Source organism: Bacillus sp. FSL W8-0102 (assembly GCF_038007225.1).
GTDB classification, from domain to species: Bacteria; Bacillota; Bacilli; order Bacillales; family DSM-4216; genus Bacillus_O; species Bacillus_O smithii.
On the sequence record NZ_JBBOWT010000001.1, the window covers coordinates 2,658,539 to 2,672,731 of the forward strand.

Genomic DNA, 14,193 nt, shown 5'->3' on the forward strand with positions numbered 1-14,193 from the left:
CGTGGTTTATCTATGGTTTTTCATTTTTTATGCTTGTTGCATTTGATTATACAACTAGCCATGATATTATTTTTTATATTTTAAAAAATTAAGAAATGGAGGATCCAAAATGGAAAATTTACGATATCCGATCGGACGATTTGAATTGCCGCAACATTTCGATCAAGAAATAAGAAAGCATTTTATTCAAGAATTAAAAGAATTTCCAAACGTCTTGAACCAAACTGTCAAAGATTTAAATCCTGAGCAATTAAATACTCCTTATCGGGACGGCGGTTGGACAGTGCGGCAAGTCATCCATCATCTAGCAGACTCCAATATAAACGCATATACTCGGTTTAAATTCGCTTTAACAGAAGATCAACCAACGATTAAGCCTTTTAACGAAAAAAAGTGGGCAGAACTTCCGTAAGCGTAAAATAATCCCCACCTTTTAATGATAGGGATTAAATACTATTATTGTGATAAGTTATTAAAAACCCGACAATTCAAAGGAATTGTTTTGGACCAAGGAAGTAGTTGATCAAGCTCATCCATATTGCTTATATCCATATTGGGAAGCCTTTCAAATAAGTAGCGAAGATAATAAAATGGATTTAATTTATTCTCTTTTGCTGTCTCCACAATACTGTAAATGATTGAGCTGGCCTTAGCTCCTTTCGGAGTATTGCTAAAAATCCAGTTCTTCCTACCGATCACAAATGGTTTAATGGATCGTTCACTTCGATTATTATCGATTTCTAAACGTCCATCCTCTAAAAATGCCACGAGTTTTTCCCATTGGTTGAGGCAGTATGTAATGGCTTGACCTAATAGACTCTTTGGTAAAACATTGCTTTTCTCTGTTTTTAGCCATGCTGAAAAAGCCTCCAACAATGGTTGGCTGTGTTTAAGTCGTTTTTTATATCGTTCTTCTGGTGTACATTCTTTCAAATCACGCTCGATGGCAAATAGCTGATTACAGAAATTGAGTCCTTCCCGAACTGTGACTGCTGAATGACGTTTGGATTCAGGAAGTACGTTTAAAGCCTCATCGAACTTTCTGCGGGCATGAGCCCAACATCCAACTAATGTTACGCCGGATACCTTATGGTATCCTGCATATCCATCGACATGCAGGTATCCTTTAAACCCTTTTAGGAATTCTTTGGCATGTTCTCCTGCTCTAGTTTCCTGATAGTCATAAAGGACAAGTGGTGGATCCTCTCTTCCAGTCCGATAAAGCCACATGTAAGATTTCGATGTACTTGACCTTCCAGGTTCATGTAAAACCTGAACAGTTGTTTCATCCGCATGTAGAATGTCTTTAGAGAGGAGATGCTCTTTCATTCGTTGATAAATTGGCGCAAGCCATTTTTCGGCACCATAAAGCATCCAATTGGCCATGGTTTGCCTGGATAAGATCACACCTAATCGTTTGAACTGTTGTTCTTGGCGATATAGAGGTAGCCCCTCTACATATTTTTGATTCATAATATATGCCATGCTTGACGGTGAAGCTAAACTTTTTGGATACACAGATTTTGGGGCAGGTGCTGTAACGATTGGTGTCTCTATTTCATTACGCTCACAATGACGGCATCCATAGACATATCGAACGTGTTTTAAAACTTTGACTTGAGCCGGAATAATCACTAATTCTTGTCGTACTTCTGTGCTCATTTCGTGTGTTTTTTCACCGCAACACGAACAGACCTGCTCTTCTTCGGGTAAACGATATTCAATCGTTTCCATAGGCAGGTTTTCAAACGTAGCTTGACGTTGACCACGTTTCTTTTTACGACGATATGTAATTGTTTCAACAGTTGGCTCTTCGGCTTTTACATTAGACTCTACCTCTGCTTCATTGAATAAAGGTAGTTCTAATTGATTAGGATTTGTTTTTTCGCTTGAAGAGCCAAATTTTCGTTTTTGACTAAGACGATACTGTTCTTCATACCATCGTAATTTCGCCGTCAATTCAACGATTTGCTGTTGAAGTTTTTCAATTAATTCAAATGGGTTTTGGGTAGGATTCTTTAAATTTTTCATCATGTAGTAATAATTCGACGGTTTTAGCTATTTTCCTCCAAGGTTTTTGTTAAAAGTAAAAAATTCATATAACTGTTCTAGCCTTTACTTCTGGGTGTGCTTTCTTTTGCTCCATTGCAAGACCATCCAATAACCAGCGTAATTGCCGATAACTAATTTGTATCGTTCCAGTGTCATTTTCATTTGGCCATTGAAATTTTCCTTTTTCCAATCGACGATAATAAAGCCAAAAACCATTATAGTCCCAGTGAAGAATTTTTAATTTATCTCGCTTTCGATTACAGAACACAAAATAGCTTGATGAAAAGGGATCTAAATCAAATCCCTCTTTCACCAAAGCAGCTAATCCATCAATGGATTTTCTCAAATCAGTACTTCCTTTTGCCAAGTAAACTCGTTCAGCTCTTGTACCAACTAACATGTTGATTTCAACGTCCTAACCACTTCTGAAAGAAAGGCCGGATCGAAACCAGGTTTTACTTCAATTGAAATCCCACTAATTTCAATCCGTAATGAATTTTCAACTGTTTGTGAATGATCTTCTAGGGTAACGGATGCCCATTTTGTAGACTTTCCTTGATTTTTTATTGGATTTTCAATTTTTCTTAACCAGTATTTAAACTGGTGAATACTCCATTGATTTTCCTTGCACCAGTTTACTTGAGTTTGACCGCTTTTACGATAGTCAGCGATTCGTTGTTCCCAAACCTTTCGTAATTCAGGATTCTTAGGCATAAAAAAACCTCCTTCAATTTCATCTTGAGGAGATTATCTCATGAAATTAGCACATCAAGAAGGTGTCCAAGATTTGACGCTTACGAACTTCCTGACAGTTTGCAAACAGATCCTACTGTTTCCATCACCTTGCTGAAAGCCGTACATAGCCGCTGGGTTGATTTGCTTCTCTCGATGGATGAAAAAGATTTCTCACGTTGTTTTATACATCCAGAAAATGGAAAAATGGATTTAAACCAAGCCCTTGCATTATATGCTTGGCATTCGAAACATCATCTGGCTCATATAACTTCTTTACTGGATAGAATGGATTGGAAAAAATGAATATTAGTATGCTTTTATCCCTTATTCTTGAAAAAATTATTCATCATACTTTATCTTCCTAGAACCCTGTTGAAAATAGGGTTCTTTTTCTCTTTGGTTGATTTTTTCCTTTATAAAATTAAAGTGATTGGTTCCTATCAACAAGATGGATTGGCCATGTACATAACTTGATAGTGTTTCAGACGCTTTAATTTTCATGGGCAAATACGAATAAAAGAGAAATAAACTATACAGTTTTTCTTCCTCATGACTTACGTGTGTTTGATAAGTTTATGGCAAACGAAAAATGTACAGTTTTGGCCATTACATCCTACATCTCTATAACTATAACTTGATACGGAGTGGTGGTCATGACAGCCGCTTTCCTGCAAAATGATGTAATTTTCTCTTTTTCCACAAAATCATGGCCATAGAAGTCCCTGTCAAGAAGCGTGGTGATATATATATTCAGTCGAACGAATTCTCTTATTTGCCGTTTAGTATATTGTTAAACAGCCAAGTAGATTTGAAATATGATAGAAAGTATGTTTACAATAATAAAGGGGTGATGTTAAAAATAAACAATAACTTTTATTTTGTCTTATTTCATTTTGAATTTTTTAAAGGGGGAAGATCGTGAAGAAAACAACAAACATTTTTTGGATTTCGCTGATCATTGGAGTTTTTTTTGTCCTTTGGGGAGTCGTCACTCCAGACAATTTAATACGTGTGATGACAACAGTACAAAGTTATTTACTTGACCGTTTTGGCTGGTTCTATGAATATACGACTACTTTCTTTTTAATTTTTTCTTTACTCCTAGCTTTTAGTCGTTTTGGAAATATTAAACTTGGAAAACAAGACGAAAAACCTGAATTTAGTACTCCCTCATGGTTTGCTATGTTATTTGGTGCTGGAATGGGAATTGGACTTATATTTTATGGAGTGTCAGAGCCCATCTCACATTATGCAAATCCTCCATTTGGAAAATCTCAAACAACTGAATCTGCAAAAATAGGCTTACAATATACGTATCTGCACTGGGGTTTTCATGCATGGGCCATCTATGCAGTCGTAGCGCTTGCCTTGGCTTATTATAAATTCCGAAAAAATTCTCCCGGTTTAATGAGTGCAACTTTATATCCTCTACTTGGCAATAAAGTCAACGGTCCAATTGGATATATAGTGGATATTGTGTCAGTATTTGCTACTGTATTTGGTGTTGCTGCATCTTTAGGGTTAGGGGCAGCACAAATCAATAGTGGATTGCACTATTTACTTGGATTACCTATTAACTTTAAAGTTCAATTGATTATTATTATGATCACAACTTTCCTTTTTATAACCTCTGCAGCGACAGGAGTTTCAAAGGGAATTAAATATTTAAGCAACATAAATATGATCTTGGCAGTTATCTTGTTTCTATCTATCCTATTCATAGGCCCGTCACAATATTTAATAGAGTTATTCACCACAACTTTCGGTGCATATCTTCAAAATCTGCCAAGCATGGGATTGCGTTTTGCACCATTTAATTCACAACACAATCAATGGGTAAAAGACTGGACAATTTTTTACTGGGCTTGGTGGATTTCATGGACGCCATTCGTTGGAACTTTTATTGCTCGTGTATCCAAAGGACGTACGGTTCGTGAATTTATTATTGGCGTATTAATCGTCCCAAGTTTGGTTTGTTCACTATGGTTTGGAGTAATGGGTGGAACTGGCATTTACTATGATTTTATAAAAGGATTAGATGTTGCAAAACAAAGTTTAGAAACTTCTTTATTTTTTGTATTACAACAAATGCCTTTTGGAGGACTTCTTTCCGTCCTTTCAGTCATTCTAATTATGATCTTTTTTGTTACATCCGCTGATTCCGCTACATTTGTTCTTGGAATGCAAACGACGAATGGAAGTTTAAACCCTCCTTTCCTCGTTACATTTACTTGGGGAATCATTTTAGCTGCAGTTTCTGCAATTTTACTATGGACAGGGGGTCTAGTTGGTATGCAGGCCGCCATTATTGTGAGTGCTTTACCGCTAGCGATTATTCTTCTGTTTATGTGTTATGGACTAGTCAAATCTTTTCGTCAGGAATATTCTACAATAAAAGAAAAAAAACAGTATCAAAATTCGGTTGAAACACCAAAACAAAAAACCTCTTAAATTTTTTCCGATTATCGTTCCTATCTGTTTAAGGAACCCTGGTCAATTCAGATAATAAGGAAGCTGGGTTTCCTACCCCAGTTTCCTTTTTGATTCTTTTATACTATTTTCCGGCCAATGATCATATTAGGTTTCAAAATCCTTTATTTTGGCATTTGGGTGTAAAAATTTTTCTGGTACAAATTCTTTCAACGTTTCACCGTTTTTCACTTTGTTCACCCAATCACTATTTGCAAGGGCATCACGACCAATGGTAACGACATCCGCTTCTCCTTTTTCGATCATTTCATTTGTTTTTTCAGGATCATGAAGATTCCCATTGGCCATTACAGGCAATTGGCCATATTTCTTTGCTAATGCCAGCAAGGGTAGGACCACCATTTTCTTTTCCTTCTCCATCAGAAAATGCAGGGGTCCATGCCACATCTGAAAGGATTGTAGGAGCAATGACATTCCCCTCAACTTTTCCTCGTAAAGCGTATCGTGCCCCTTGTTCAATGCTTTGGTCAATTAAATTTTGGATCACCTCTACTTGTTTATGGTTAATAAGTGGACCTACCACTACATCTTTCTTTCTTGGGTCTCCATATTTAATTTGAGAGGCTTTATCCACAAAAGCTTTTATAAATGCATCATATACCGGGCGTTCGACAATGATCCGATTCAAGGCCATACATATTTGTCCACTGTTTAGAAATTTGCCAAATGCCGCAGAACTAGCAGCTCTTTCAACATCCGCATCTTTCAGTACAATCATGGCGTCATTTCAGCCCAGTTCCAATGCCACACGTTTAAGATGTCTTCCGCAAAGTTCCCCAATATGGCGTCCCACACGTGTGGAACCTGTAAACGAAATAATCTGAGGGATAGGATGTTCGACAAAAGCATCTTTAATTTCTGAAGAACTACAAACAGCGATATTGAGCAACCCTTTCGGAATTCCTGCATCCTCAAAAAATTTGCCTATAAACAATCCGCCAGAAATCATCGTTTGCAAATCCGGCTTTAGCACAACGCCATTCCCTGCTGCCAAGACTGGAGCAAGAGAGCGCATGGTTAAATGAAACGGAAAGTTAAAAGGACTAATAATCCCTACCACTCCTGCAGGGTCGAGATAAATTCGATTTTCTTTTCCCGGAATCACAGAGGGCATGATTTTTCCCTGCATACGAAGAGGAAATATTGCGGCTTCTTTCATAATGCCGATTGCTGCATCAATTTCAATATTCGCTTTTGTATGGGCCGTTTTCTTCCACTAAAATTTTCACCAATTCTTCTCTTCGTTCTTTCACCAATTCTATCGCTTTCTTCATGATGGCTACCTTTTGGTAAGCATTGACCTGTTTCCATTCTTGTTGCGCTTTTTGAGCCGAACGATAAGCTTCATCAATATCCTCAACACTAGCCAATCGAATCTCAACTAGGGTTTCTTCAGTTATATGGATTTTTATCTGCATAAACGGTTTTACCTTTTCCCTCTCTCCATTGACCATTTATAAATTGTTTATTCCATTGTTCATACATGTCCTATCTTCCTTTCGGTGTGTTTCTATGTTGAGTTTGTGCTAGTAGGAATATTGGTTAAAATCACAATATTCCTAACTTAGGTGACACTCATTATACACCAGCTTTTCTTATTATCAAAGGAAGAAGCCTTATACCTCAGAGGCTTTCTTGGAAATGTTTTATTTTTATCTATTGAAACCCTCCCATTGTTATAAGTAAAAGAAATAGAAATGAATATCATTAAACATCAGAAGACACTTCTTATGGAGCCTTAATATGATAGTCATCTACGACATTGGAACTTGTGAAACAACTCGTCCTTCAATTCGATCAAAAATGTCATCCAAATTATGACCTGTAATCGTAAGACCATGATTTTTTAGCCCGATGATAGCTCTAGATGGATCATCTGCCTTCCTTACTAAATCGGCTACCGTTTCAGCTAATTGAATGGTACCACAGGGGTAATTAATTTCGGTTGCCTTTACTCCATCCATCCAAGCATGTATGTGAACATTAATAACCATTATTTTTTGTTCATTTCTTCTAAGGCCTCTTCATAATCAAATTCAACTAATGCCACGATCATTTTTCTTATTTCTTCCACAATATCCTTTATCATTTGCACCATGACTGTTTTGAAAAACTCCTTTCTTATATTTATACATAAAGCGATATATACATCCCATAAGAAAAAAGAATAGGTAAAAAATAATTTACTCAAAAGGTTTTTTTACTATGCAGCTTTTTTTGACAGCTGCCTTTTTCCTTTCAAAACAGAATTAAGAAGTGTATCCAAACGTTGATTGTCCCGTAAACGAATAGTTAGGTTGTCATTTGCCATACTATAACTTGAACTAAACGAAACAGATAACTATAAAAAGGGTTGAGTCACTTTGAAAATAATCATTTTAATACTATCGTTAACAGGATTGATTCTCCTATTATTTTTCTTGTTCTCAAACAACTCCTCTAACTCCAATTTTACAAAAGTTGAAAACCAGGTTACACAGCCTAAAAGACCTGTCATTTTCTTAATGATTGACTCTTTGATGGATGAACCTTTACAGAAAGCGATGAAAGAAAAACAAGTTCCGGCGCTTGAATTTCTTATACAGAATGGACAATATTATCCAAATGTGGTTAGTTCCTATCCCACCATGTCCGTCACGATCGACAGTACATTGCTGACCGGAACGTATCCGGACCATCATAATATCCCCGGGCTCGTCTGGTACGATGAAAAAGAAAAACGGATTGTCAATTATGGCAGCGGAAAAAAAGAAATTGTTGCTCTTGGTACCAAACAGGTTTTAAAAGACATTTTGTATCATTTAAATAATCAACATTTAAGCAAATTGGTTACAACGATTCATGAAGAGTTGGAAAAGAATAAAAAACATTCTGCTTCGATTAACGGTCTTATATACCGCGGCGATTATGAGCAAACTCTTGACGTTCCAAAACCTATTTCCTTCTTTCGTTTATTGCCTAAACAATTAAAGACAAATGGACCGATCTTGTTTTCGTTCGGACGGTTTTCACAATTTGATCCGAACAACCGTTATAACCATTTCTGGCAAAATGTTGGATTTAATGATCACTTTTCCGCACAAGAAGTCAAATACCTGATTCAAAAAAAGAAACTTCCTGCTTTTACAATTGCCTATTTGCCAAGCAATGACCATACTGTTCATAAAATGGACCAATGGCTATAAAGGGAATTGAAAAAGCCGATAAACAGCTTCAAAACATTTTAAATTCTTATGACTCGTGGGACGAAGCGCTCAAAAAAGCAGTGTGGATTGTCATGGGAGACAGCGGTCAATCCCCAATCGGAAAAGACAAAAACCAATCCCTCATTTCATTAAACTCCTTATTACAGAATTACCGAATTTCTAAATTGGGTGAACCCATCAAGGAAAATGATCAAATTGTCCTTGCTGTGAATGAGCGGATGGCTTTTATCTACTCATTGGATCAAAACATCCCTCTTTCTGAGATTGCTTTTAAATTAAAAACGGATTCAAAGGTCGCATTTATCGCATGGAAAGAAAATGATTGGATTCATGTGACGGATGAGAAAACGAAAGAAACATTTAAATATCGCCCGAACGGTAAATTTACGGATCCGTATAACCAGTCTTGGACGTTGGAAGGGGACTCTTCGATCTTGGATCTGGCGATAAAGGAAAATGACATCCAATACGGAAATTATCCTGATGCCCTTGCCCGTCTTTATAGTTCTTTTCATTCCCACAATGGACGATATCTGATCGTTGATGCAAAACCGGGACACGAATTCATTAGCGAAAAATCTCCTACCCATATTGGCGGAGCCGCACACGGTTCGTTACACAAACAAGACTCAATAGTTCCGATGATTGTCGTTGGAACAGATGCAAGACCTCAATCCCTTCGCCAAGTTGATTTAAAAGATTATTTCCTGCAGCTCACCCAATAACCCAAAGGGCTGAAACAAAAGGAAGATACTTTTGAAATTCAGCCCTTTTTTTCTAAACCAGCATCATTTTCTTCCGAACCGACCCCTAATCAGACAACAGCATGAATACTACGTAATGAAAAAAGACAGCCGGCAAGCTGTCTTTTTTAACTGTTTCTTTCTGATTTTAAAGCAGTTTGGTACGCATGATCTCTTTCGGAGGTTCTGATATGCCCTCTCTTCCTCCCTCGGCGCTTTTGTCACACTCCATGCTCTCTTTTCTTCCTTATTGTACTAATCAACTGTTTCCTTCATTATAATGTTAATTATTTCCCGTGCAAAAGTTCCTTACTCGAACGAATAGACCCTTTAGCTAATGAAACAGCCGTTCATTTTCTTCGACCAAGCCTGAAATTTGCATGAGAATGCTTGAAGGATGTTTTTCTGCGATCCGTTCGCGATACTTTTGAACTTTACTTTGATACTCCTGGACTTTGATCTTGTCTTGAAAAAAATCAGATAAACGATCCTCCAGAGATTGATTGTCGGTTTTCCAATTTTTCAAATGAATAATAAGCTTTGATTCCTCTAATTTTTCTAAATTGATTTCTTCTTGCCCCGGCAATGCATGATAAATAAAAATAGGAATTCCCTTCAAAAGGCATTCACTCACCGTTACACCGCCGGGTTTCGTGATAATGGCATCCGCTTTGTCGTACAAATCGTTCATTTGCTCTCTGGATTGAATATACTTTAAGGGGGTAATGTTGTTCTTACGCAGCTTTTGGATTTTTTGAAATAATCGTTTATTTGTACCGCACAATATATAAAAATGAAACTTGTTGTCACCTTTAATCTTGGAAATTAAATCTTCTATTGGTCCGACGCCCAAACTCCCGCCTGTAATGAGAATGGATAAGAGTGACGGTGGTTCAAAGTTTTTTTGTTCTCGTGGTTTTAAAATTTTAGGATGTGTGGGAATGCCTGTGAGAAAATCCGGTTTTCTTTTACTCCTTTTTGCTTCAAAAATTCTTTTGTTTCGTATGTAGGTGCAAAGTGATAGTCAATTTGCCGTATTCCCCAAACATGATGAATAAAATAATCTGTATAAACATTAATAATAGGGATCGATATTTCTCCTTTTTCTTTTAAAGAATTTAACAGATAAGACGGAAGAGCATGGGTGCAGACTATGAGATCAGGCTGTTTTTCCACTAAAAGTCTTCTCATTTGTTTTAAAAATAATCGTTCGTAAAGTCGGAAGCGTTTGTTTTCGGATAGGTTGTTATACACATTGTTGCGGTATATCCTGCCGTAAAGATCAGGGAAGGCTTTAATCCATTTCAGATATGTTCCGGAAACTAGACCTTCTATTTTCCCGTAGCTGTAAGAAAGAATATCGGCTACCTCAAAATGGATAGGAGGCTGTTTTTCTTCCATTCCTTCAATCAATGCTTTAGCAGCTTGATAATGACCTGATGGAATTTGCAAAAATGGCAAAAACAAGATTTTTTTCCGTCGTTCCATATCACACCTCTAATAGTCTCATAATATACCTGCTTTTTTCTTTTCCTGTTTTTTGTTAAAAACCTCCATGTCAATTGTTCCATCAATTACCCATGAGAAATGAAGTTATTTCCCTATATAATGAAAGAGCGGGGGTGACAATTTTGAAATTTATTTTTTTCGGAATAGTTTTTTTTCTCTATTGGTTGATTCAGCGGGCATATAAAAATACGAAAGATGTTGTGTTTAATAAAATTGTGATCGGCGAAAAACATGATTATGGAGATTCACAAGTTTTAAATATCTTGCAGCTTTCAGATCTTCATCTTGAAAATATCTCCATTCCCCCAGATGAACTATATGAAACGTTAAAGGATGAAAAAATCGACCTGATTGCATTAACCGGAGATTTCCTCGACCGCAAGCGAACCATCCCAAAGCTTGGTCCATATTTAGAATCCCTTCGTCAATTAAAGGCAAAATACGGAATGTACGCTGTGTTGGGGAATCACGATTATATTTTGAAGGAAAATGATTTACAGCAGCTTGTCCATACTCTTGAACAATACGACGTCATCGTTCTTCAAAACGATCACAAACCGATCATCGTAAACGGAAAAACGGTCAATATTATTGGGATTGATGATTTCTGTACCGGACGCAGCAATCTGGTCTCTTCTTATACAAACTTGCCTGACGGAATAAACCTGGTGTTAACTCATGACCCCAATATTGTCCTTCATATGAAAAAATTCCATTTTGACTATTTATTGGCTGGCCATTTCCATGGCGGACAAATCTGCTATCCTAAAGCCTATCACCTATTGAAAATGGGGAAATTGGCCAGGATGAACATGATAAAAGGCTTACACCTATATGAAGGAAAACCTTTTTATATCAATGAAGGACTTGGCCAAACAGGAGTAAATCTCCGGATTGGAAGCAGGCCGGAAATCACATTGCATCGATTCTCCCTTTCATCCGTAAAAACCGAGACTTTACCTGCCATATAAGCCGGACTGTTAACATAAGGTTAACAGTCTCAGAGTGAGTTCATGCACCAAGGCCAAATTTGTATGTCACTGAATCGGATTATCGTTCATCGAAAAATCTACGATGATTTTATCGCTGATTTTGCCAAAAAAGTCGAGAAGTTGAAAGTGGGAAATCCGGCTGATAAAGATGTATTTATCGATCCCATCATTAATCAAAAGCAAGTAGACAAAATCCAAAAGCTGATTGACGAATCCATTCAACAAGGCGCACGTGTCGTAAAACGAGGGAGCGTGAAAGGAAACCTTATGGAACCTGTCATTTTGGCTGATGTCAAAAATGATATGGCCATTGCCCAAAACGAAGCATTTGGTCCGGTTGCTGCCATCCTGCCCGTCGAAAGCGAGAAGAAGCCATCCGCATAGCCAACGACAGTGAATACGGTCTCAGCGGATCCGTTTACACCCGCAACCTGGAACACGGCGTGGACGTGGCTTTACAGATTGAAACAGGTATGATCCACGTCAATGACCAAAGTGTAAACGTTGAACCGATCACTCCTTTCGGCGGAGAAAAATCATCAGGATTAGGTCGCTATGGCGGCGAATGGTCATTAGAAGAGTTTACCACCGTACGCTGGGTGTCCGTGCAAAAACATCCACGGGAATTTCCTATTTAAATTTGAGCCAATCTTGTACTTCCCCCTCTTTATGGAAAAATTTCGTTAATAAAGTTCCCCCTTTTGGCTGCATCCATTTGGGGATTTTTATGTTTAAATTTCAATTGCAGAATATGCCTAGGCAATTCATTCTCCTAAATAAATTGGTACTATCCAAGTTTTCTTTAGCTGTGATATGATGAATGGCGTATCGGCAAAAGCCAGACTCAAGTGTGAGTAAAATGTTTGTGGGAGAAATTCTTAGAATTCCCCGATGAGGGGGTTGGGAACGTAGGTTCGCAATCCCCCTCATCGGGGCCACCAAGCGAAGCGCGGTAGGATCCCAAGCAGGAAACATGAAAAAAGGACTCTCTCCCTGGTAAGATGATCATTGCCAAACCATCAAACAGGAGGAGAGAGTCCCATGAATATTCAACAACATCTTACCACAAATTCGTTGTCATGGAAAGAGATCGAACTTGATTTGTTTCGAGCCTTGCAAAACGCCTTCGCCGAACTGTTTACGGCTTTGTTGGAGGACATCGACCGACAATTGGCGGAAACCCGGGACAAGCGCCGGTACCACTTGAAAGACAAACGACGCATCACGATTCAAACCCTGTTTGGCGAAGTTACCTTTGAGCGGAACTACTATTTAGACCGGGAACAAAACCGTTACACGTTTTTGCTTGATTCCTTTTTAGCGTTTGATGGATCGCAGTCAATCAGCCCTTGTCTAGAAGAAACAGCGGTGGGATTGGCGGTGGAGTGCTCTTCTTATCGCAAAGCGGCTCGTACGCTTGCCCAGATGGTCGGGTATCCGGTGATGAGCCATGAGGCGATCCGCCAGTTGGTGCTCGAAGCTGAAGCTCCGCTGCACTGCCCGGTCAACCAGCGATATGGACGGGTGCTGTTTGTGGAGGCCGATGGACTGTTTGTTTCTCGCCAAGGGAAGGGAAAACGGGCCAAGGAAGACAAGATCCTAACCGTTCACGAAGGGTGGAAGCGCAACGGCTCACGGATCGAATTTGTCAATCAGCGCCATTACGTCCATGAGGGCAAGGGGGAGGTGTGGGAAGGCTTCGAGGAATTTTTGATAAATGAATATGCCTATGATCCGTGTCGGGATCTTCTTGTCATCAACGGGGACGGCGCTCCATGGATTACCGCGTGCCGGGAGTATTTCAAGGGACGGGTCTGCTTCCAATTGGATCGATTCCACGTGGCGCGTGAGTTGCGCCAATGCCTCTCGGGCCATCCACGGTGGCAGGCGATTCGGCAAAAGCTGGCGAAGCAGGATGAAGAGAAGCTGCTTGTGGAACTGAACAGCGCCCTCGGCACGCTGGGGGACGAAGCGAAAGAACAACAGCTGGCTGCCTTGATCCACCGGATCGAATCGATGCCGGGATGCATCCGTGATTACCGGGAATGGCTGAAGGAGCAAGGAGTGGACACAACGGGCATGTATCCGATGGGGAGGGCTGAAAGCGTGATGAGCCAGCTGGCGTATCGGGTGAAATACCGCCGCAGTTGGACAGACAAGGGACTCAGGGCGTTTTTCAAGGCAATGATTGCCCGGATGGATGGGATTCGTCTTTTCGGACGTCGTTTAGGAGAAGAATCGTCGCATCCGGCGGAGGAAACGGTGTCGACGGCATCCACCAAACAGACGATCGTGAACAAGGCGAAACAACGCGTCCGCCGTCTTTGGCCGGAGATCACGCGGAATAACGTGCCATATTTACAGCAATCGTCCGGGACACCGATCTATCATGCCCTGTCTGAACTCAAGGGATGGTAAAAAAAGGTATACATATCGGTCTGTCATGGCAAGGGATGAGAGTCCGAA

10 protein-coding genes and 5 pseudogenes are annotated in these 14,193 nt (G+C 39.2%); 7 read left to right on the forward strand and 8 right to left on the reverse strand.

Annotation, left to right across the window (positions count from 1 at the left end; all coding sequences use genetic code 11):
- The first annotated feature begins 109 nt into the window (after nt 1–109).
- A complete protein-coding gene (locus N1I87_RS12695; protein ID WP_341102084.1) occupies nt 110–412 on the forward strand; it encodes a DinB family protein in 303 nt (100 codons plus the stop codon).
- Between the two features lie 44 nt (nt 413–456).
- On the opposite strand, the gene tnpC is transcribed toward N1I87_RS12695, so the two are convergent.
- The 3 genes from tnpC to tnpA form a co-directional block, all read right to left on the reverse strand.
- The gene (gene tnpC / locus N1I87_RS12700) at nt 457–2,034 is read right to left on the reverse strand and encodes an IS66 family transposase (protein WP_048623352.1); all 1,578 of its coding nucleotides are present in this window, start codon (nt 2,032–2,034) and stop codon (nt 457–459) included.
- A 61-nt stretch (nt 2,035–2,095) separates the two neighbouring features.
- A complete protein-coding gene (gene tnpB, locus N1I87_RS12705; protein ID WP_003352857.1) occupies nt 2,096–2,452 on the reverse strand; it encodes an IS66 family insertion sequence element accessory protein TnpB in 357 nt (118 codons plus the stop codon).
- Nucleotides 2,446–2,766: an IS66 family insertion sequence element accessory protein TnpA gene (gene tnpA, locus N1I87_RS12710; protein WP_003352856.1), complete on the reverse strand. Its 321-nt coding sequence runs from the start codon at nt 2,764–2,766 to the stop codon at nt 2,446–2,448. Before tnpA ends, tnpB begins: the two co-directional genes overlap by 7 nt.
- Before the next feature lie 24 nt (nt 2,767–2,790).
- Here tnpA and N1I87_RS18095 point away from each other — a divergent pair, with 24 nt between their 5' ends.
- Nucleotides 2,791–3,090, forward strand: coding sequence for a DinB family protein (locus N1I87_RS18095; protein WP_445285696.1), 300 nt, complete (start codon nt 2,791–2,793; stop codon nt 3,088–3,090).
- A 615-nt stretch (nt 3,091–3,705) separates the two neighbouring features.
- A complete protein-coding gene (locus N1I87_RS12715; protein ID WP_341102087.1) occupies nt 3,706–5,238 on the forward strand; it encodes a glycine betaine uptake BCCT transporter in 1,533 nt (510 codons plus the stop codon).
- Nucleotides 5,239–5,364: 126 nt separating this feature from the next.
- Here N1I87_RS12715 and N1I87_RS12720 read toward each other — a convergent pair whose 3' ends face one another.
- From N1I87_RS12720 to N1I87_RS12735, 4 genes and pseudogenes are all read right to left on the reverse strand, one after another.
- On the reverse strand, nt 5,365–5,604 hold the full coding sequence (locus tag N1I87_RS12720; protein ID WP_244878044.1) for an oxidoreductase: 240 nt from the start codon (nt 5,602–5,604) through the stop codon (nt 5,365–5,367).
- Nucleotides 5,543–6,436: pseudogene (locus N1I87_RS12725) on the reverse strand (aldehyde dehydrogenase family protein). Before N1I87_RS12725 ends, N1I87_RS12720 begins: the two are co-directional and overlap by 62 nt.
- 22 nt (nt 6,437–6,458) lie before the next feature.
- Nucleotides 6,459–6,695 (reverse strand): aldehyde dehydrogenase family protein, encoded by a 237-nt coding sequence (locus tag N1I87_RS12730; RefSeq protein ID WP_341102090.1) that lies wholly within the window; start codon nt 6,693–6,695, stop codon nt 6,459–6,461.
- A 336-nt stretch (nt 6,696–7,031) separates the two neighbouring features.
- Nucleotides 7,032–7,259: pseudogene (locus N1I87_RS12735) on the reverse strand (class II aldolase/adducin family protein); the annotation flags it as partial.
- Between the two features lie 522 nt (nt 7,260–7,781).
- Here N1I87_RS12735 and N1I87_RS18100 point away from each other — a divergent pair.
- Nucleotides 7,782–9,208 (forward strand): annotated as a pseudogene (locus N1I87_RS18100) (alkaline phosphatase family protein).
- A gap of 352 nt (nt 9,209–9,560) precedes the next feature.
- Here the strand turns inward: N1I87_RS18100 and N1I87_RS18105 are convergent.
- Nucleotides 9,561–10,714, reverse strand: a pseudogene (locus tag N1I87_RS18105) (MGDG synthase family glycosyltransferase).
- Between the two features lie 143 nt (nt 10,715–10,857).
- On the opposite strand from N1I87_RS18105, the gene N1I87_RS12760 reads away from it, so the two are divergent.
- The 3 genes and pseudogenes from N1I87_RS12760 (at nt 10,858) to N1I87_RS12770 (ending at nt 14,145) form a co-directional block, all read left to right on the forward strand.
- Nucleotides 10,858–11,706 (forward strand): metallophosphoesterase, encoded by an 849-nt coding sequence (locus tag N1I87_RS12760; protein WP_341102102.1) that lies wholly within the window; start codon nt 10,858–10,860, stop codon nt 11,704–11,706.
- Nucleotides 11,707–11,769: 63 nt separating this feature from the next.
- Nucleotides 11,770–12,365, forward strand: a pseudogene (locus N1I87_RS12765) (aldehyde dehydrogenase family protein).
- A 403-nt stretch (nt 12,366–12,768) separates the two neighbouring features.
- A complete protein-coding gene (locus N1I87_RS12770; RefSeq protein ID WP_341100208.1) occupies nt 12,769–14,145 on the forward strand; it encodes an ISLre2 family transposase in 1,377 nt (458 codons plus the stop codon).
- Nucleotides 14,146–14,193: the final 48 nt, after the last annotated feature.

Excerpts from the sequence above, each read along its gene's own strand:
- tnpB (WP_003352857.1), bottom strand. The coding sequence starts at position 2,452 with ATGTTAGTTGGTACAAGAGCTGAACGAGTTTACTTGGCAAAAGGAAGT.
- N1I87_RS12730 (WP_341102090.1), bottom strand. The coding sequence starts at position 6,695 with ATGCAGATAAAAATCCATATAACTGAAGAAACCCTAGTTGAGATTCGA.
- tnpC (WP_048623352.1), bottom strand. The coding sequence starts at position 2,034 with ATGATGAAAAATTTAAAGAATCCTACCCAAAACCCATTTGAATTAATT.
- N1I87_RS12770 (WP_341100208.1), top strand. The coding sequence starts at position 12,769 with ATGAATATTCAACAACATCTTACCACAAATTCGTTGTCATGGAAAGAG.
- tnpA (WP_003352856.1), bottom strand. The coding sequence starts at position 2,766 with ATGCCTAAGAATCCTGAATTACGAAAGGTTTGGGAACAACGAATCGCT.
- N1I87_RS12695 (WP_341102084.1), top strand. The coding sequence starts at position 110 with ATGGAAAATTTACGATATCCGATCGGACGATTTGAATTGCCGCAACAT.